The 17,732-nt window shown below is 61.1% G+C and carries 15 protein-coding genes; 13 read left to right on the forward strand and 2 right to left on the reverse strand.

Features of this window, described 5'->3' with window-relative positions:
• Positions 1-54: 54 nt before the first annotated feature.
• From KIO76_RS22705 to KIO76_RS22720, 4 genes are read left to right on the forward strand one after another with little or no spacing between them, the layout of a single operon-like run.
• Positions 55-3,489, forward strand: a complete 3,435-nt coding sequence (locus KIO76_RS22705) for a response regulator (RefSeq protein ID WP_213325863.1) — start codon at positions 55-57, stop codon at positions 3,487-3,489.
• Positions 3,474-4,325: a CheR family methyltransferase gene (locus KIO76_RS22710; RefSeq protein WP_291976155.1), complete on the forward strand. Its 852-nt coding sequence runs from the start codon at positions 3,474-3,476 to the stop codon at positions 4,323-4,325. Before KIO76_RS22705 ends, KIO76_RS22710 begins: the two co-directional genes overlap by 16 nt.
• Positions 4,322-4,888, forward strand: coding sequence for a chemotaxis protein CheB (locus KIO76_RS22715; protein WP_249730005.1), 567 nt, complete (start codon positions 4,322-4,324; stop codon positions 4,886-4,888). Before KIO76_RS22710 ends, KIO76_RS22715 begins: the two co-directional genes overlap by 4 nt.
• A gap of 4 nt (positions 4,889-4,892) precedes the next feature.
• On the forward strand, positions 4,893-5,945 hold the full coding sequence (locus KIO76_RS22720) for a sensor histidine kinase (RefSeq protein WP_213325864.1): 1,053 nt from the start codon (positions 4,893-4,895) through the stop codon (positions 5,943-5,945).
• A 94-nt stretch (positions 5,946-6,039) separates the two neighbouring features.
• Here KIO76_RS22720 and yghX read toward each other — a convergent pair whose 3' ends face one another.
• Positions 6,040-6,969 carry a YghX family hydrolase gene (gene yghX, locus KIO76_RS22725; protein ID WP_213325865.1) on the reverse strand — a complete coding sequence of 310 codons (930 nt, stop codon included), beginning with the start codon at positions 6,967-6,969 and terminating at the stop codon, positions 6,040-6,042.
• 272 nt (positions 6,970-7,241) lie between these two features.
• A complete protein-coding gene (locus KIO76_RS22730; RefSeq protein ID WP_213325866.1) occupies positions 7,242-7,511 on the reverse strand; it encodes an usg protein in 270 nt (89 codons plus the stop codon).
• A 253-nt stretch (positions 7,512-7,764) separates the two neighbouring features.
• On the opposite strand from KIO76_RS22730, the gene groES reads away from it, so the two are divergent.
• From groES to KIO76_RS22775, 9 genes are all read left to right on the forward strand, one after another.
• Positions 7,765-8,079 carry a co-chaperone GroES gene (gene groES, locus KIO76_RS22735; RefSeq protein WP_213325867.1) on the forward strand — a complete coding sequence of 105 codons (315 nt, stop codon included), beginning with the start codon at positions 7,765-7,767 and terminating at the stop codon, positions 8,077-8,079.
• Between the two features lie 55 nt (positions 8,080-8,134).
• On the forward strand, positions 8,135-9,760 hold the full coding sequence (gene groL / locus KIO76_RS22740) for a chaperonin GroEL (protein ID WP_213325868.1): 1,626 nt from the start codon (positions 8,135-8,137) through the stop codon (positions 9,758-9,760).
• Between the two features lie 306 nt (positions 9,761-10,066).
• Complete coding sequence (gene htpG / locus KIO76_RS22745) at positions 10,067-11,947, forward strand: molecular chaperone HtpG (RefSeq protein WP_213325869.1); 1,881 nt, start codon at positions 10,067-10,069, stop codon at positions 11,945-11,947.
• 5 nt (positions 11,948-11,952) lie between these two features.
• Positions 11,953-12,546, forward strand: coding sequence for a DNA-3-methyladenine glycosylase (locus KIO76_RS22750; RefSeq protein ID WP_249730006.1), 594 nt, complete (start codon positions 11,953-11,955; stop codon positions 12,544-12,546).
• A gap of 215 nt (positions 12,547-12,761) precedes the next feature.
• Positions 12,762-14,291: an FAD-dependent oxidoreductase gene (locus tag KIO76_RS22755; RefSeq protein WP_213325871.1), complete on the forward strand. Its 1,530-nt coding sequence runs from the start codon at positions 12,762-12,764 to the stop codon at positions 14,289-14,291.
• Between the two features lie 24 nt (positions 14,292-14,315).
• The gene (locus tag KIO76_RS22760) at positions 14,316-14,693 is read left to right on the forward strand and encodes a VOC family protein (RefSeq protein ID WP_213325872.1); all 378 of its coding nucleotides are present in this window, start codon (positions 14,316-14,318) and stop codon (positions 14,691-14,693) included.
• Positions 14,683-15,219, forward strand: coding sequence for a hypothetical protein (locus tag KIO76_RS22765; RefSeq protein WP_249730007.1), 537 nt, complete (start codon positions 14,683-14,685; stop codon positions 15,217-15,219). Before KIO76_RS22760 ends, KIO76_RS22765 begins: the two co-directional genes overlap by 11 nt.
• Positions 15,216-15,740 (forward strand): hypothetical protein, encoded by a 525-nt coding sequence (locus KIO76_RS22770; protein ID WP_213325873.1) that lies wholly within the window; start codon positions 15,216-15,218, stop codon positions 15,738-15,740. The genes KIO76_RS22765 and KIO76_RS22770 overlap by 4 nt, the downstream gene beginning before the upstream one ends.
• Before the next feature lie 244 nt (positions 15,741-15,984).
• A complete protein-coding gene (locus KIO76_RS22775; RefSeq protein ID WP_213325874.1) occupies positions 15,985-16,977 on the forward strand; it encodes a TerC family protein in 993 nt (330 codons plus the stop codon).
• Positions 16,978-17,732 lie beyond the last annotated feature (755 nt).

Below are 17,732 nucleotides of genomic sequence, written 5' to 3' on the forward strand. Positions count from 1 at the left end.
GCGAACCGCCTTCCCCCACCTGTCTTTGTCCTATCGAAGCACTTGGCGAGATTGATGAGTCGCACGCTCCAGTCGAAATTGAGCAGAGGAAGGCTTGGCCTCGACGCTGGCGTCGCACTAGGTCTTGCCAGCGCTTTTATCTTTTTCATCGTAAGTGGCCTTGTGGGCCACCTCAATCTCCAAGCCCTCCGCGAAGGCAATGAGCGGATCGTCCAGACCCATGTCGCCATCGTCGCGCTGGATGAGCTGCTTTCAAACGTCCAAGACGCGGAGACGGGGCAGCGGGGCTTCCTGCTCACCAACAATGAGAGCTATCTCGCCCCCTATCACACCGCGCTTCAGAAAATTCCATCGAAGCTCGATGAGATCGGCCAACGAACAGGCGCTAACGCGGGGCAGGGGCAGCGACTAGCGACCTTGCGGCAGCGCGTCGCATCCAAATTGGCCGAGCTCAGCGACACGATCGAGCTGCGCCGCACGCAGGGGTTGGACGCGGCCGTCGCCCGGATGAATTCCGACCGGGGCAAGATCGAAATGGACGCAATCCGCGCCCAGATCGCAGCCATGGCTGCAGCTGAGGCAGAGATACGCGTGCAAAGGCTCGCCGAGATGTCGAGCGCACAGCGCACAGCCTTCCTGGGCACGCTGTTGTCAAGCTTGCTCGGCATCGCACTGACGGGAATGATCGGCTTCCTCATCAGACGCGCAACCTTGGCACGTCGCAGGGATGAGTGGCTCCAGGCGGGAGAGGTGGGACTGGCTTCGGCCATGATGGGCGATCAGTCCCTCGAACAACTCGGCAACAGCGTTCTGGATTTTCTGGCCCGTTATGCGGGAGCGATCGCCGGGGCCGTCTTCGTCGGACATGGCGATTATTTCCAGCGTGCCTCGGTCTATGGTGTGCCGGGGAACGCAAGCGTTCTGGAGCGTTTCAAGCGCAGGGAAGGTCTGCTCGGCCAGGCAGCTGCTGAAGGTAAACCCATCGTTGTGCAGGACATTCCTGACGGCTATCTCACCTTCGGCTCGGCCTTGGGCCGCCACAAACCGAAACACCTCGTCATCTTGCCCGGCCGTGTGGACGACAGGGTCAATTCCGTGGTCGAGCTCGGCTTTCTTCAGGCGGTTGATGAACAGGTCATCGCTCTCCTGGATCGGGCGTCTGAAGCAATTGCCATCGCGGTGCGATCCGCAACGTACCGCAACGAACTCCAGAATCTCTTGGAAGAAACGCAGCGACAATCGGAGGAGCTGCAGACCCAGAGTGAGGAACTTCGCGTCTCGAACGAGGAGCTGGAAGAGCAAGGCAGAGCGCTGAGGGAACAGCAGGCACGCCTCGAACAGCAACAGGTGGAGCTCGAACAGACGAATTCCCAGCTGGAAGAGCAGACTCATCAGCTGGAGCGTCAACGCGATGACCTGGAGCGTGCCAACGCGTCAGTCGAGCTCAAGGCCCGGGAATTGGAACAGGCAAGTCAGTACAAATCCGACTTCCTTGCCAATATGTCACATGAGCTGCGCACGCCGCTCAATTCTTCGCTGATCCTGGCCAAACTTCTCGCCGACAACCCTGATGAAAATCTCACAGAAGAACAGGTCAAATACGCGAAAACCATACAGTCGTCGGGTAACGACCTGCTGAATCTCATCAATGATATCCTCGACCTTTCCAAAATCGAAGCCGGACACGTCGAGATACAGCCGGAACCCCTGTCGATCGAGCGCCTTGCCAGCAATCTGCGCCAGACCTTTCAACCTCTGGCCGCCACAAAGGATCTCCAGTTCTCGGTCGAGGTGGCTCCAGATTGCGTCTCCAGGATTGAAACTGATCCGCAGCGGCTGGAACAGGTGCTGAAAAACCTGCTCTCGAACGCAATCAAGTTCACGGAGCGGGGAGAGGTCAAACTTTCGATACGACGCGCCGGGACAGGCCAAATCGGGTTTGCCGTCACCGACACGGGCATCGGCATTGCGAAGGATCAACAGCAGAGTATCTTTGACGCCTTCCACCAAGCTGACAACAGCATCAGCCGCCGATTTGGCGGAACGGGCCTTGGTCTTTCAATCTCGCGGCAACTCGTGCGTCTTCTTGGCGGCACCATCCGCCTCCAGAGCCAGACGGGACAAGGCAGCACATTCACGGTCACCATCCCGGAACGTTACGATCCGGCCCAGGTGCCCCCCAGAGAAGCGCAGGCGAACACGCCGAGCGCTACGCTAAAACCCTCGGCCGATCCGGCGCGCCCGGTCCCACCGCCTCCCGCACGAAAAATCACGGACGATCGTGAGGCTCTGGCGGATGCGAAACGCATTCTGCTCGTGATCGAAGACGACGAAACCTTCGCTACCATCGTCCGCGATCTGTCGCGAGAGATGGGTTTTCGTACCATTGTAGCCGGGACGGCTGAAGAAGCGCTCACCCTCGCCAAAGAATACACACCAAGTGCCATCGTGCTCGACATCGGCTTGCCGGACGCGTCCGGGCTCGCGGTGCTCGACAGGCTGAAACACGACGTCCAGACCCGACACATTCCGATACACGTTGTTTCTGCCAGCGAGCACACCGAAACGGCTTATTCCCTGGGAGCCGCGGGCTATGCCATCAAGCCGGTCGACCGAGAGCAGTTGGTCGAAGTCCTCCAAGGGCTGGAAGCCCGCCTCACCCAACGTGTTCAACGCGTTCTGATCGTAGAAGACGATCCTGTGCAGCGTGAAGCCATGACGAAGCTCTTGGGCACGCCGGATGTCGAGACTGTCACGGCAAGCACGGCTGCCGAGTGCCTTGCCTTGCTCAAGGAGAACACGTTCGATTGCATGGTGCTTGACCTGTCCTTGCCCGACGCTTCCGGCTATTCGTTACTCGAAACACTCAGTCAGGAAAGCAGCTACGCCTTCCCCCCGGTTATCGTGTATACGGGCCGGGAACTCTCGCCCGATGACGAGCGGAAACTTCGCCGTTATTCAAAGTCGATCATCATCAAAGGAGCGAAGTCACCGGAGCGGCTCCTCGATGAGGTGAGCCTCTTTCTGCATCAAGTCATCTCGGAATTGCCTGCCGAGCAGCAGAAAATGATCCGTAAAGCGCGGAACAGGGATGCGCTGCTCGAAGGACGGCGTGTCCTTGTGGTCGAAGATGACGTGCGCAATGTCTACGCTCTCACGAACATCCTCGAGCCGCGCGGAGCGGTCGTGGAGATAGCGCGCAACGGGCAAGAAGCCCTCGATGCCCTCGAGCGCTCTTCAAACGACCCACGCGCGTCGGTCGATCTCGTGCTTATGGATGTCATGATGCCGGTGATGGATGGTCTGACCGCAACCCGGGAGATCCGCAAGAATCCGCGGTGGAAGAAGCTGCCGATCATCGCCCTCACCGCCAAGGCGATGCCCGACGATCAGCGGCGCTGCATAGAAGCGGGCGCCAACGACTACATGGCCAAACCGCTCGATGTCGACAAGCTCCTGTCTCTCGTACGGGTGTGGATGCCGAAGTGACAGACAGGCCCGCCTATCAAAAGAACGAGGACATTGAGATCCGGCTCCTTCTGGAGGCTCTGTTTCTCAAGTATCATTACGACTTTCGCAACTACGCAATGGCGTCCATCAAACGCCGTCTGAAGCAAGCTCGAGAACAGCTGGGCTTCGCAACCTTCTCATCGATGCAGGAAAGCCTGCTTCACGACGAGGCTTTATTGCCCCGTTTGTTACAATATCTCACCGTTCAGGTGAGCGAGATGTTCCGCGATCCAAGTTACTTCAGAGCCATCCGTGAGTCCGTAGTCCCGCATCTGCGAACCTACCCCTCGCTTAAGGTCTGGGTCGCGGGCTGCAGCAGCGGTGAAGAGCTATATTCGCTCGTGATCCTGTTTCGCGAGGAAGGATTGGAAGATCGGACGATCTTCTATGCCACCGACATCAATCACGATGCCCTCGAGGCCGCCGAGGCCGGCATATACGCCCTCGATCGCGTCCAGCTCTTCACCGAGAACCACAGAAAGTCTGGGAGCAAGGGCTCGTTGTCTGATTACTACCAGGCCGCATACGGCAGGGTAACCTTCGACAAGACGCTGCGGAAGAATGTCCTTTTCTCGGACCATAGCCTCGTGACCGATGCCGTTTTCGGCGAGATGCACCTCATATCCTGTCGCAACGTGTTGATCTATTTCGATCGTGGCTTGCAGGATCGTGCTCTGGGTCTCTTCAAGGACTCGCTCGCTCGTAAAGGATTTCTTGGCCTCGGCGCGAAGGAGAGCTTACGCTTCTCCAAACACTCGAATGCGTTCTCCGACTTCGTGCGCGAAGAAAAGATCTACCAGAGGCGGACGATATGATGCCAGATCGTCCAGAAGCCGTGGTGATCGGTGCCTCGGCAGGTGCTCTTGAAGCTCTGTCGGTCATTCTGCCTTCGCTCCCCGGAAGTTTCCGTATTCCGATCCTCGTTGTGGTGCACATGCCCCCCGATAGACGCAGCGTCATGGCCGAGTTGTTCCGCGCCAAGTGTCGCCTTTTCGTAGAGGAGGCCGAGGACAAGGAGCCGATTAGCGGTGGCACGATCTATTTCGCCCCACCCGACTATCATTTGCTGGTGGAAGTGGATCGGACGATTTGCCTTTCGAGCGATGAGCCTGTTCTTTTTTCCCGTCCCTCAATCGACGTGCTGTTTGAAAGCGCTGCCGACGCCTATGGGCCCGGGTTGATTGCGATCGTGCTCACAGGAGCCAATCACGACGGGACCCGGGGGCTGAGGGCTGTCCTCGATGCGGGGGGTACAGGGCTCGTGCAGGACCCTCGTGAGGCGTTCGCATCCGCCATGCCGGAATCAGCTATCAGAACGTGTCCCGATGCTCGTGTCATGTCGCTCCAGGCGATCGCGCAGTATCTAGAAGAGGTGTAACCACATGGAGCCCGTCCCACTTCTTCTTGTTGATGATCTTGAAGAAAATCTACTTGCCTTGGAGGCGCTTATTCGCCGCGACGACATTCGCGTCCTCAAGGCTCTATCGGGCGACCAGGCACTTGAGCTCTTACTACGGCATGAAGTCGCGCTCGCTCTCGTCGATGTGCAGATGCCGGGGCTAAACGGCTTCGAGCTGGCTGAGCTCATGCGCGGCAATGAGCGTACCCGCAGGGTGCCAATCATCTTCGTAACGGCCGGGACGAGCGAACGCCGGTTCCGCGGTTACGAAGCCGGCGCGGTCGATTTCATCCAGAAGCCTATCGAGCCGAACATCTTACGCAGCAAAGTCGATGTTTTCTTTGAGCTCTATCGGCAGCGTCAACAACTCGCCCAGCAGAAGGACGAACTGGAAGCCCAGGCTTACGCGCTGAAGGAGGCCGCGCGACACAAGGACATCCTCTTGCAGGAAATCAACCACCGGATCAAAAACCTCTTCAGCCTGTCGGCCGGGTTGATATCGCTCACCGCCCGTCGCGCTAACAGCGTAGCGGAGCTCGAAGCCGATCTCAGATCCCGCATGCAGGCCCTCGCAAGAGCGCATGAGCTTACGCTTCCGGAGCTCAGCAGGGATCGTGCCGCAAACCCGGTGGGGACAACGGTGATGGCCCTCATCAAGGCTGTCGTTGCGCCGCACGAGCATGAGCAAGGCTCGCGGATATTAGTTTCGGGTGCGGATACCCCCGTCACCGGACATGCTCTTACGTCCCTCGCACTCCTTCTCCACGAGCTCACCACCAACGCCGCAAAATACGGCGCCCTGTCGACACCCGGAGGCAAATTGGCTGTCGATGTCCTGACGGACGACGAGTGGCTTCATCTCACATGGCGCGAGGATGGCCTGTCCGCGGCTCCCGAGCCCGGTACCTCGAAAGGATTCGGCACAAAGCTCGAAGAGGCGGCCCTGCGCGGCCTGGATGGCACGATGACAAAGGATTGGGGAAGCGATGGGCTCGTGCTGTCGCTCAAAATACCAACGGAGAAGCTTGTCAGCTGACCCCTTCCCTGTCGCGTCCCCTCACTCGCGAATCGTGAGCACATTGTCCCCCGGTTTTGACAAACCGGGGGCTCCGTCCGTGGCCCTTCACCACTCAGGCGAGATATCGCTTGAACCAGGCAATAGTTCGCTCCCACGCCAGCTTGGCTGCCGCTTCGTCGTAGCGCGGCGTGGAGTCGTTATGGAAACCGTGATTGGTGCCGGGATAGATGTGCGCCTCGTAAGTCTTGCCGTGCTCCTGCAAGGCCTGCTCGTACGCGGGCCAGCCGGCGTTGACGTTGGCGTCGTTTCCAGCGTAGTGCAGCAGGAGTGGAGCTTTGATGCGCGCCACCTGATCTGCGGGGACTTGCCGACCATAGAAAGGCACCGCTGCAGCGAGCTCCGGATAGGCGACTGCCGCAGCATTTGATACGCCGCCGCCATAGCAGAAGCCGGTGATGCCAACCTTGCCGGTCGACGCCTCGTGGCCCTTCAGATATTCCACTGCCGCGAAGAAATCGTTCATCAGTTTGGTCGGGTCGACCTTCTGCTGGAGCTCGCGACCTTTCTCATCGTTGCCGGGATAGCCGCCGACCGAGGTGAGCCCATCGGGCGCCAATGCAATGAAGCCTGCTTTGGCTAAGCGCCGTGCGACATCCTCGATATAGGGGTTGAGGCCTCTATTCTCGTGGACGACCACAATCGCCGGTAGCTTGCCCTCAGCTTTGGCAGGTCGCACCAGATAGCCGCGAACCTCGCCATGGCCATTGGGCGAGGGGTAGGTAATGTAAGTGGCGACGATATCGGGATCGGTGAACGACACCTGCTGAGCGAGCGCGTAGTTCGGGCTCAATGTGGCCAGCAGGGCGGCGGCCGTCATGCCGCCGACCGTAAAGCGAGCGGCCCTGTCGAGGAACTCGCGCTTGCTGATCTTGCCGTGGGCATAGAAATCATAAAGCTCGAGGATTTCCGGGGGGAAATCCCTGGCCGTCAGGCGCCGCGTTCCTTCCTGCAAAACGTTCTCCCCACCCGTTGTCTGGTGCATGTTGTTCACTCCCACAGTCCCCGGAACATCCTACGCGACGCCCGTTGCTCCACAGATCAAATTTGTGAGAGTCCGCTGAAAGCGCCAGCTCAGGTGTCGCTTCCTTCGCTACTGACTTTCCGCGGCACCGCCCTCCTGCAGTCTGCCCGCCAGCAGCGCATGGATCGGTCGGCTGCGCCTTCGTTCCGGCTCAACCGGCCCGTCCCCTCAGCGTCCGGCGACGTGCCCTTTACCCGATAGACGGTCTGCGGCAGCGCGCGCCTCGATCACCGTCAGTGAAGCTGAAATTCCTCACCAATCGGCCTCAGGTCGGCTGGGCCGATCAGGTCCTTGTGGGTCACCGTAACCCGGAAGAGCTGACCTTCAAGTTCGGCCTGCCAGAATGCGAGGAACTTGTTGAGCTCCGGGAAGCGAGGCGCGAGGTCGTACTCCTGCCAGATATATTCCTGGAGGATCGCGGGGTGGTCGGGCAGGCGGTAGAGGATACCCGCGGTGGTCAGTCCGTAGCCCGCGATCTGGCGGGCAAAGTCCATTGAAGCCATTCCTTTTCAGCTCCGTGTTCTCACCATTGCTATGGCCGTGCATGTCCCAACGCGGCGATCGCGAAGAAGGTTCAATTTCTCTGCGTTTTCATAGCTTTAGCACTCACCTGAAAAAAGTGCTGCCAACCCCTTGAAGGCGAAAATGCGGCAAACCAAATCATCTCGCGGCAGGTGCCTCGGCCCGCGGACCTCACCGCGATCGCCTCAAAGGGCCTGCCGGCTTTGACATGTGACATCGAAACTGGAGGAACTTATGAAGTTTCGGCCACTGCATGACCGCGTCGTGGTGAAGCGTATCAACGCCGAGGAGAAGACCAGGGGTGGCATCATCATTCCCGATACCGCAAAGGAGAAGCCGCAGGAGGGCGAGGTAGTCGCTGTTGGACCAGGCGCACGCGACGAGCAAGGCAAGCTTGTGCCGCTCGGCATCAAGCCCGGCGATCGCGTGCTCTTCGGCAAATGGAGCGGCACCGAGGTCAAGATCGACGGTGATGAACTCCTGATCATGAAGGAAAGCGACATCATGGGCGTCGTCGAAGTAACCGCCGCTCATAAACGGGCTGCCTGAGGGGGCCTCGTTGATCCATCAACCTGAAACCTCAAGTCTGAAGGAGTGAGGAATCATGGCTGCGAAGGACGTCAAGTTTTCGCAGGACGCGCGCGAGCGGATGCTGCGCGGCGTTGACACTTTGGCGAATGCCGTGAAGGTCACGCTGGGCCCCAAAGGCCGCAACGTCGTTATCGAGAAGTCGTTCGGTGCGCCTCGCGTCACCAAGGACGGTGTCACTGTCGCCAAGGAGATCGAACTCGCCGACCGCTTCGAGAACATGGGCGCCCAGATGGTGCGCGAGGTGGCCTCGAAGCAGAACGACGCGGCCGGCGACGGCACCACAACTGCCACGGTCCTTGCCCAAGCGATCGTTCGAGAGGGCGCCAAGGCGGTGGCGGCCGGAATGAATCCGATGGACCTGAAGCGCGGCATCGATCTTGCGGTCGAGGCGGTCACAGGCTCGCTCGGCAGGCACTCGAAGACCATTACCGGATCGGAGGAGATTGCGCAGGTCGGCACCATCTCCGCGAATGGTGACCGCACCATCGGCGAGATGATCGCGGAGGCGATGAGAAAAGTCGGCAATCAAGGCGTCATCACCATCGAGGAGGGAAAGACGGCCGAGACGGAACTTGACGTGGTCGAGGGCATGCAGTTCGACCGCGGGTACCTCTCGCCCTATTTCGTCACCAATTCCGAAAAGATGATCGCGGAGCTCGAGGATCCGTACATCTTGATCCACGAGAAGAAACTCTCGAGCCTCCAGGTGATGCTGCCCCTCCTGGAGGCGGTCGTGCAGACCGGCAAGCCATTGCTGATCGTCGCCGAGGATGTCGAGGGCGAGGCACTCGCCACGCTCGTCGTCAACAAGCTGCGCGGGGGGCTCAAGATTGCGGCCGTCAAGGCGCCGGGCTTCGGCGACCGCCGCAAGGCCATGCTGGAGGACATCGCCATTCTGACCGGCGGAACCGCGGTCAGCGAAGACCTCGGCATCAAGCTTGAAAACGTCACGCTCGACATGCTCGGCCGGGCCAAGAAGGTCCGGATCGAGAAGGAGAACACCACGATCGTCGACGGCGCCGGCAGGACGGAAGAGATCGAGGCCCGCGTCGCGCAGATCAAGGCGCAGATCGAGGAGACCACCTCAGACTACGACCGTGAGAAGCTCCAGGAGCGTCTTGCCAAGCTCGCGGGCGGCGTGGCCGTGATCCGCGTCGGCGGCGCGACCGAGGTCGAGGTCAAGGAGAAGAAGGATCGCGTCGACGACGCCCTCAACGCCACCCGCGCTGCGGTGCAGGAAGGCATTCTGCCAGGCGGCGGCGTCGCCTTACTGCGTGCTGTTAAGGCTCTGGACGGTCTTGCGCCGGCCAATGATGACCAGCGTACGGGCATCGAGATCGTTCGCAAAGCCATCACCGCCCCTGCCCGCCAGATCGTCGACAATGCCGGCGAGGATGGCTCGGTCGTGATCGGCAAACTGCTGGAATCGAACGATTATGCTTGGGGCTACAATGCCCAGACCAGCCAGTATGGCGACTTGGTCAAAGCCGGCATCATCGATCCGACCAAGGTCGTTCGCACGGCGATCCAGGATGCCGCCTCGGTCGCAGGCCTCTTGATCACCACCGAGGCGATGGTTGCCGAACTTCCGAAGAAGGAAGCGGCTCCGGCGCTACCTGCCGGCGGCATGGACTACTGATCGCTCATCGACCGGACGCCGCCTTGCCGCGGCGCCCGTGTCGTTCGATGGCAATGAAAACGCCCGATCCGACAAGAGCCAGGAGGTATTGCTCCCATCATTTGCTTCCTCAGCGGGCGGGCGGCAGGGCGTCCCGAGGCACGGGACGGCCTTTCCCCTCTCGTCGCCGCGCGTGCGCTTTGCCCCCCAGCGTCTCGCCAATGATTAAAATTACACTGGCGCGCCGGGTGTCATAAGGCTATCGCTCCAGACTTTCGCGCATCGTCATCCTTCCTCGGCCGCACAGATCGTTGAGCAATTCGAACAATGACCCAGACCACAGAGCACCGCAGCTTCGAAGCCGACGTCTCCCGCCTCCTGCATATGATGGTCCATTCGGTCTATTCCGACCGGGATGTGTTCCTGCGCGAGCTGATCTCCAATGCGGCCGACGCTTGCGAGAAGCTGCGGTACGAGGCGATCGCCCGGCCGGAGCTCCTTGGTGAGGAGCCGAAGCTCGCGATCGCCCTAGCGGCTGATCCGGAGGGCGGCACGCTCGTCATATCCGATAATGGCATCGGCATGAGCCGTGACGAGATGATCGAAGCGCTTGGGACCATCGCCCGCTCCGGAACGCGCAGCTTCATGGAGCGTGTCGAAGCGGGAGAGGGCAAGGAGGAGGCGAAGCTCATCGGTCAGTTCGGTGTCGGCTTCTATTCGGCCTTCATGGTCGCCTCCGCCGTCGAGGTGGTCAGCCGCCGCGCCGGCAGCGACGAGGCCTGGTCATGGTCCTCGGACGGCAAGGGTGAGTTCACGGTCGCCCCGGTTGCGCTGGAGGACGCGCCCGCGCGTGGCACGCGCGTGAAGCTCCAGCTCATGGAGGACGCGAAAACCTATGCCGAGCGCTGGACGCTGGAACGCATCGTGCGTGAGCAGTCCGGGCATGTACCGGTCCCGATCGCGCTGATCGAAAAGCCGGGTGCGGAGGAGACCGCACTCGTAGACGGCGCAGCACTCTGGACACGGCCGAAGAGCGAGATCACCAAGGACGAATACGCCGATTTCTATCGCAGCGTCGCCAGCCAGTATGACGAGCCGGCTGCGACAATCCACATGCACGCCGAGGGACGACACGAATACACGGCCCTCGTCTTCGTGCCGGGCGCCCGCCCCTTCGACCTCTTTGACGCCGACCGCAAGGGCCGCATCAAACTCTATGTGAAGCGCGTGTTCATCACGGATGAAGCCGAATTGATGCCACGCTATCTGCGCTTCGTGCGGGGCATTGTCGATACGGCCGATTTGCCGCTCAACATCTCCCGCGAGATGATCCAGGACAGCCCGCTGCTCGGCGCGATCAAGAAGGGCGTCACCAAACGCGTATTGTCGGACCTGACCAAGCTCGCCGAGCAGGACGCCGACGCCTTTGCGAAAATCTGGGAAAATTTCGGCGCCGTCATCAAGGAAGGGCTCTACGAGGATTTCGAGCGGCGCGCGCAGCTTCTCGATCTCGCCCGCTTCCGGACCACGGCCTCGGGCGAGGGTTGGCGGAGCCTCAAGGACTATGCCGCCGCGCTGAAGGAAAACCAGACGGCGATTTACTACATCGCCGGCGACGACGCCGCGCGGATTGCGGCTTCACCCCAGCTCGAAGGCTTCCGCGCACGCGGCATCGAGGTCCTGCTGCTCTCCGATCCCGTTGACAGCTTCTGGGTCTCGGCCGCGCCGGACTACGAGGGCAAGCCCTTCAAGTCAGTAACCCAAGGAGCGGCTGATCTCGGTCTGATTCCGCTGCTTGATGGCAAGGCGCCTGCGGCTGCGGAGGCGAGCGAGGAGGTGAGCGCCCTACTCGGCGCGATGAAGGCTGCTCTCGGCAACGAGGTTGCGGATGTCCGCCCCTCCGAGAGGCTGACCGAGAGCGCGGTGTGTCTCGTTGCTCCCGATGGCGGCCCCGATCGCCAGTTCGAACGCCTGCTGAGCGCCGCCGGACGGGGCGATAGCGCGGCAAAACCCGTCCTTGAGGTCAATCCGCGGCACGCCACGATTACCGCGCTCGCGGGCGTGCGGGATGAGGCCATCCGAACGGATATCGCCCATCTGCTGCTCGACTCCGCCCGCGCGCTTGACGGCGAGCGCCCGAGCGACGCGAGCGCATTTGCGGATCGCCTGAACCGCTTGATCACGCGCAGCATCGCTGCTCCGGAGTGACTTGTTTGGCAAGCGACGGTGCCACACCGCTCGAGTCGTCAGTTTTCGACTGCGAGGCGCCTGAGCTTGCCGCGCGGCTGATCGGTGTCTTCCTCTTCGTGGACGGCGTCGGAGGTAGGATCGTCGAGACCGAGGCCTATACCCGCGACGATCCCGCATCCCACAGCTTCCGCGGCCTGACGCCGCGGAATGCAGCGATGTTTGGACCACCCGGCACAGCGTATGTCTACAGGTCCTACGGCCTGCACTGGTGCCTGAACATCGTGGCCCGATCCGGCGGCGCGGTGCTGTTGCGGGCTCTCGAACCGACAGCCGGTCTGGACAAGATGATGCAGCGGCGCGGAACGGCCCGGGCGTTGTGCAGCGGTCCCGGCCGCCTGGCTCAGGCTTTGGCAATCGATGCGCACCATAACGCCATGCGCGTGGACAAAGATCCGTTCTCGGTCAACGATCGCGTACGGGCACCAGAGATCGCCGTTGGCCCTCGCATCGGGATCAGTCGGGCACGCGAGCAACCATGGCGTTTTGGCTGGCGCAACTCGCCTTATCTGAGCAGACCGTTCCCACAGGTACCCGCCAGCGGCGAGCCGGCCGCATAGGAGCTCAAATTAACCTCCTCCTCGAGCGAGCGTCTCGGCGAATGCCGGGGTAGCCCTCCCTCCGACAAGCACGTGAGCGCTGGCGGCGACGCCCGAGTTCGACGGTTTTGACCTGCCTCGATCACGCCGCCGCTCTTTCTCCGCAGCCGCACTTCAGAACAATTTGAACTTCGCGGGTGCGCGCGCGTTGCAGCCTTACGGAGGCGGAGAGCGCGATGAATGTCATAAACGAACGCAGCGTGTCGGTCTGGATGGACGTGGCGGTCGCGCCTGACGCTCTACCTCTCGCGGCTAATACGAAGGCGGATGTTGCCATCATCGGTTCGGGCATCGCTGGTCTTTCGGTCGCGTATGAGCTTTCGCGGCGTGGACACTCCGTCGTCGTCCTGGATCGTGGTGCCATCGCTGGCGGAATGACGGCCCGCACGACGGCGCATCTCGCACCCATCTGCGATGATTCCCTCGCGGAACTGTTGTCCATGCGCGGCCAAGAGCTGGCACGCGGGTTTCAGGCGAGCCAGAGCGACGCGGTCGATCGGATCGAGCAGATCCAACGGGAACTTGGCATTGACTGCGAGTTCCGCAGGCTCGACGGCCTGCTCTTCCTCGATCCAAATAGTGAGGAAAGCGTCCTCGAGGACGAGATCGCAGCCGCGGTTGAGATCGGTGTGACGGTGGAGCGCGGGGAAGGCCTGCCGCTCCAAACGCTCGAGGACCGGCCCTTCTTACGCTACCCGGACCAGGCGACCTTTCACCCTCTCAAGTATCTGCGCGGCCTGGCCGAGGCGATCGTGAAGGCGGGCGGGGCCCTGCACCCCTTCTCGCCAGTCACCGAGGTGTCAGAAGAAGAAGGCCTTGTCCGTGTCAGACTTGAGTCCGGGCATGAGGTCGAAGCGGCGCACGCCGTCGTCGCGACCAATTCCCCCATCCACGATCTGGTCTCGCTGCATACCAAACAAGCCCCCTACCGCACCTATGCCATGGGGTTCGAAATAGAGCGCGGCGCGGTCGCCGACGCGCTCTATTGGGACACAGCAGAGCCCTACCATTACGTACGCCTGACCTCCGGTAGAGATGGCAAGGAGGTCCTCATCGTCGGCGGCGAGGACCACAAGACCGGCGAGGCCGACGATGCGCCGGCCCGCTTCGGCGCCTTGGAAAGCTGGATCAGGACCCTCTTGCCCTCGCTCGGGCCGGAACTCTACCGATGGTCAGGGCAGGTCATGGATACACTCGATTATTGCGGCTTTATCGGACGAGAATCCGGCACCGAGCGGATTTTCGTGAGCACGGGGGATTCCGGCCAGGGCATCACTCATGGGGTGGTTGCCAGCCTCGTCATTCCCGATCTTATCGCTGGCCAAGACAACCCCTTCGCTGCAGTGTACGATCCAAACCGCAAGCCCCTGAAGGCCGCCAGCACCTTCGTGAGCGAGAATATGACCGCGATCGCCAACGTCGCGCAATATCTCGCGCCTGGCGAGCTCGCTTCCGTGCACGAACTGAGACCTGGCCAGGGGGCGATTATACGCGACGGGCTTCGCAAGATCGCGGCGTACCGCGCCGAGGACGGCACCGTCCATCAACACTCGGCAGTCTGCACTCATCTCGGCTGCCATCTGCAGTGGAATTCGTTTGAACATTGCTGGGATTGCCCCTGCCACGGCTCCCAATTCGCACCGGACGGCTGCGTGCTCAATGGTCCGGCAATAGCCGCGCTGGCCAAGATCTGCGGGGGCGAGTGAAGGAAGCGCCAAGGGAAGGCTGCCATGATCCACCATGTTTCCGTCGGGACAAGCGACGTCAGACGAAGCCGGCTCTTCTATGATCCAGTGCTGGAGACCCTTGGTCTTCGGCTGCTCAAAGCCTCGGACGAGTCGGCCGATTACGGTGTTTCATCAATACTCTTCAGCCTTGAGACGCCGGTCAACGGCCGACCGGCCTCGGCTGGAAACGGCGTGCATATCGCCTTCGCCGCCGGAAGCCGGGCGATGGTCGACGAATTCCACGCGACTGCCTTGCGCCATGGTGGAGCCGACGCTGGTGCGCCGGGCTTGAGGCCCGAGTACGATGCCCACTACTACGGCGCCTTCGTCACGGATCCGGACGGCAACAAGATCGAGGCGGTGACGCATCATGCCACCTAGAGATAGCGCTGAAGTCGGACGAAAGCCCAGCCTGAGCCGACCGGGCATTGATCGAGAGGGGAACACCAGCTCTTCGCTTTTGGCCAACGCCCTGGTTTCGGGAACTGCAGTTGGCATCGCCACGACAGCGGTCCTCGCATTGCTGGCCCGGATAGAAGGGCGCGACGCGGTCGAACCGGTCAATTCCACCAGCCACTGGTATCACGGCGAGACAGCGGGCTCTGTTCGAAGGCTTGACACATCGCACACACTCCTCGGTTTTGTGACGCATCACAGCGCTTCTGTGTTCTGGGCATCGATCTTCCAGCTGTGGAGGCGCTTTCGGCCGGGCCGCCCAGCTCTGATTGACGCCGCCGGCGTGTCTGCGCTCGCTGCCCTGGTTGATTATGGGATCGTACCCAAGCGGCTGACACCTGGCTGGGAGAAGGTGGTCTCGCCGACGTCGATCATCCTCGCATATGGCGTGATGGCACTCGCTCTCGTCGCGACCTCACCCGCGCAAGCGCAAGAGAACGACGAACCATGAACGCACTCGCAGAAAAAATGCTGCTCGGCGCCTTGGCCGGCTTTGCCGCAACGCTGCCCATGACATCTGCAATGAGCCGGATGCACCGGCGTCTCCCGCCTCAGGAGCGGTATCCCCTGCCACCCCGGGAACTCAGCGAAAATCTGCCGAACTTCGGCATGCGCATCTCGACCACGACGCTCCTCCACCATTTCCTCTACGGCGCGGCAAGCGGCGCGCTCTTCGCCGTCGTGTCGCGCCGCCGCAATGCCGCGGCGGGAGGGATCTATGGGGCCGCCGTCTGGACGGCGAGTTATCTCGGCTGGATCCCGGCCTCCGGCATTCTGCGCATAGCCACTCGCCATCCGAGCCGCCGCAATCGCCTGATGCTCGCCGCCCATCTTGTGTGGGGCGCAAGCCTCGCCATCGGTCTCCGTGAACTGGAACGGGCAGAGCTGGCGAGTTTCTCCCGCACGACGGCCCCGAATGGCCATCTGGAAGACCGGAAGGATGAGGCGCAACGAGCGCCATCCATCGGCTGACGCGGAATGGCGCCGGCATCGCGGGCCCGCCAAACCGGCCTTGCCCGCGGCTGACCTCCCGATCGTCATTGTAATGTCGCGCGATACCGGCTATCTAGAGATCAGCGGACCGGGCCCCTCTGGCGAGAGCATTTGCCTCGTGATGTCGGCCGCATCGGAATGATCCGATGCCGCGACGGTCGGTTACTCAGGCTGCCCAGGTTCGTTCGTTCCGATCGATTCATTCATCGAGAGGAGCGTTTCGTTGGATTTCCTTTTTACTGACTGGCTTGGGACCCCCGCTTGGTTCTGGCTGACGTTCGTCGTGCTTGTAGTCGCCCTCACCGCCTTCGATCTCGGCTTCCTCAATAAGGAGGATCGGGAGATGGGAATAGGTGAGAGCCTGAAGCTCTCGACGTTCTATATCGGCGTTGCCATGGTTTTCGGCCTATGGCTCTGGTACGCTCGGGGCCCCGAACCCGGGCTGCAGTATTTTACGGGCTTCTTCATTGAGAAAGCGCTGTCCATCGACAATGTATTCGTGATCAGCCTGATCTTCTCCTACTTCGCTATTCCAGCAAAATTCCAGTATCGCGCGCTCCTGTGGGGCATTATCGCGGTCATTGTCCTTCGCGGCGTCATGATCGCGGGCGGAGCGGCACTCGTCCAGGAGGCCTACTGGGTCCTCTATATCTTCGCTGCCTTCTTGATCTTTACGGGTGTGAAGATGTTCTTCGCGGGCGATGAGCCCATGGATATTGCGAACAATACAGCGGTCAAGTTTATCTCGAACCGAATGCGTGTCACGCGCGAACACCACGGGCAGCAATTCTTCGTCAAGGTGGCGGACCCGAAAACAGGACGGATCGTGACGGCAGCAACCCCGTTGTTCCTGGCCCTCGTTGTCATTAATCTTGCCGATCTTGTTTTCGCCGTCGACAGCGTGCCGGCTATCTTTGCGATCACGACGGACACCTTCATCGTGTACACTTCCAACATCATGGCTATCCTCGGCCTTCGTGCACTCTATTTCGCATTGGCCGCCATGGTTCATCGATTCCACTATCTGAAATACGCTCTCGCAGCCGTGCTCGTCTTCATCGGCCTGAAGATTTTCGTGGCCGACTTCGTCATGGACGGTGGCAAGTTCCCGCCTGCCGTCAGCTTGGGCGTCACGCTTGCCCTTATTTCCGCGGGCGTCGGCTATTCTCTCTGGAGGACGCGCGGCGAGGTCGACAGCACAGGCTCCGGCGCGTAAGAACAACACGTCTCCTGGTCACCAGCGAGCGCAGAATGCGCGCTCGTTGGTGCCTCGGCCTTTTGAGCGCACAGTGGATCAAAGCGGTTCGCGTCGCATTCGACAGTCCCGACTTCAAGCACAACAGCGTTAACCCTCTCAATCTCATCACGCCATCTCCTAACAACTTTTTCCCGGTTCTGATCGAACAACGGCAACTGACCTTCAGCTCAGGCCGGCTGATCTGTTTCATTCATGAGAGATTCGTCCGGCACGCTGGCTCAGGGCTCGCTAGAAGCTCCGCGTTCTCTGCTCGGGCCGCATAAGGACGGGCCTTGGTCACCAGCCTCACGATCACCCGCCCACCCCGGACCGGTCTAATAACTGCAACGGCAGGCGGGCGTCGCTCCTCGCCGCGTCGGCCTCGACGAAAGCGCGCATGCGCACCTGGTCTCAAAGCGCGCTGATGTGGACATGAAGCTTCCCAGTGTATCTCGTCGGCACGTACGCCTTGTTCAGGCGCCCAGGAGACTCGCGTGTTCTCGCGCTATCGCCCAACGCAACCGAGAGACACTGCAGGCGCTCTCGGGCTGAGCTTATTACTTTCACTCGACCTCTAGCCGCACCGAATTTTCATCGGCGGCCGCCAGGCATGTCCGAGAACCTCGCCAAACCATTTCTCGTCGTGTTCATAGGCTGGCCAGCGGCTGCATGTCGCTGACATGCAGTTCGCTGCCTCATGGGCGTTTTGCGAAACTCCATTTCCGGCAGGCGCC

The organism is Chelatococcus sp. YT9, from assembly GCF_018398315.1.
Lineage (GTDB): Bacteria > Pseudomonadota > Alphaproteobacteria > Rhizobiales > Beijerinckiaceae > Chelatococcus.

Bases quoted from the DNA above. Each gene is read 5' to 3' on its own strand.
- groES (WP_213325867.1), top strand. From the start codon at position 7,765: ATGAAGTTTCGGCCACTGCATGACCGCGTCGTGGTGAAGCGTATCAAC.
- KIO76_RS22755 (WP_213325871.1), top strand. From the start codon at position 12,762: ATGAATGTCATAAACGAACGCAGCGTGTCGGTCTGGATGGACGTGGCG.
- groL (WP_213325868.1), top strand. From the start codon at position 8,135: ATGGCTGCGAAGGACGTCAAGTTTTCGCAGGACGCGCGCGAGCGGATG.
- KIO76_RS22765 (WP_249730007.1), top strand. From the start codon at position 14,683: ATGCCACCTAGAGATAGCGCTGAAGTCGGACGAAAGCCCAGCCTGAGC.
- KIO76_RS22760 (WP_213325872.1), top strand. From the start codon at position 14,316: ATGATCCACCATGTTTCCGTCGGGACAAGCGACGTCAGACGAAGCCGG.
- KIO76_RS22730 (WP_213325866.1), bottom strand. From the start codon at position 7,511: ATGGCTTCAATGGACTTTGCCCGCCAGATCGCGGGCTACGGACTGACC.
- KIO76_RS22705 (WP_213325863.1), top strand. From the start codon at position 55: ATGAGTCGCACGCTCCAGTCGAAATTGAGCAGAGGAAGGCTTGGCCTC.
- yghX (WP_213325865.1), bottom strand. From the start codon at position 6,969: ATGCACCAGACAACGGGTGGGGAGAACGTTTTGCAGGAAGGAACGCGG.
- KIO76_RS22715 (WP_249730005.1), top strand. From the start codon at position 4,322: ATGATGCCAGATCGTCCAGAAGCCGTGGTGATCGGTGCCTCGGCAGGT.
- KIO76_RS22720 (WP_213325864.1), top strand. From the start codon at position 4,893: ATGGAGCCCGTCCCACTTCTTCTTGTTGATGATCTTGAAGAAAATCTA.
- htpG (WP_213325869.1), top strand. From the start codon at position 10,067: ATGACCCAGACCACAGAGCACCGCAGCTTCGAAGCCGACGTCTCCCGC.
- KIO76_RS22770 (WP_213325873.1), top strand. From the start codon at position 15,216: ATGAACGCACTCGCAGAAAAAATGCTGCTCGGCGCCTTGGCCGGCTTT.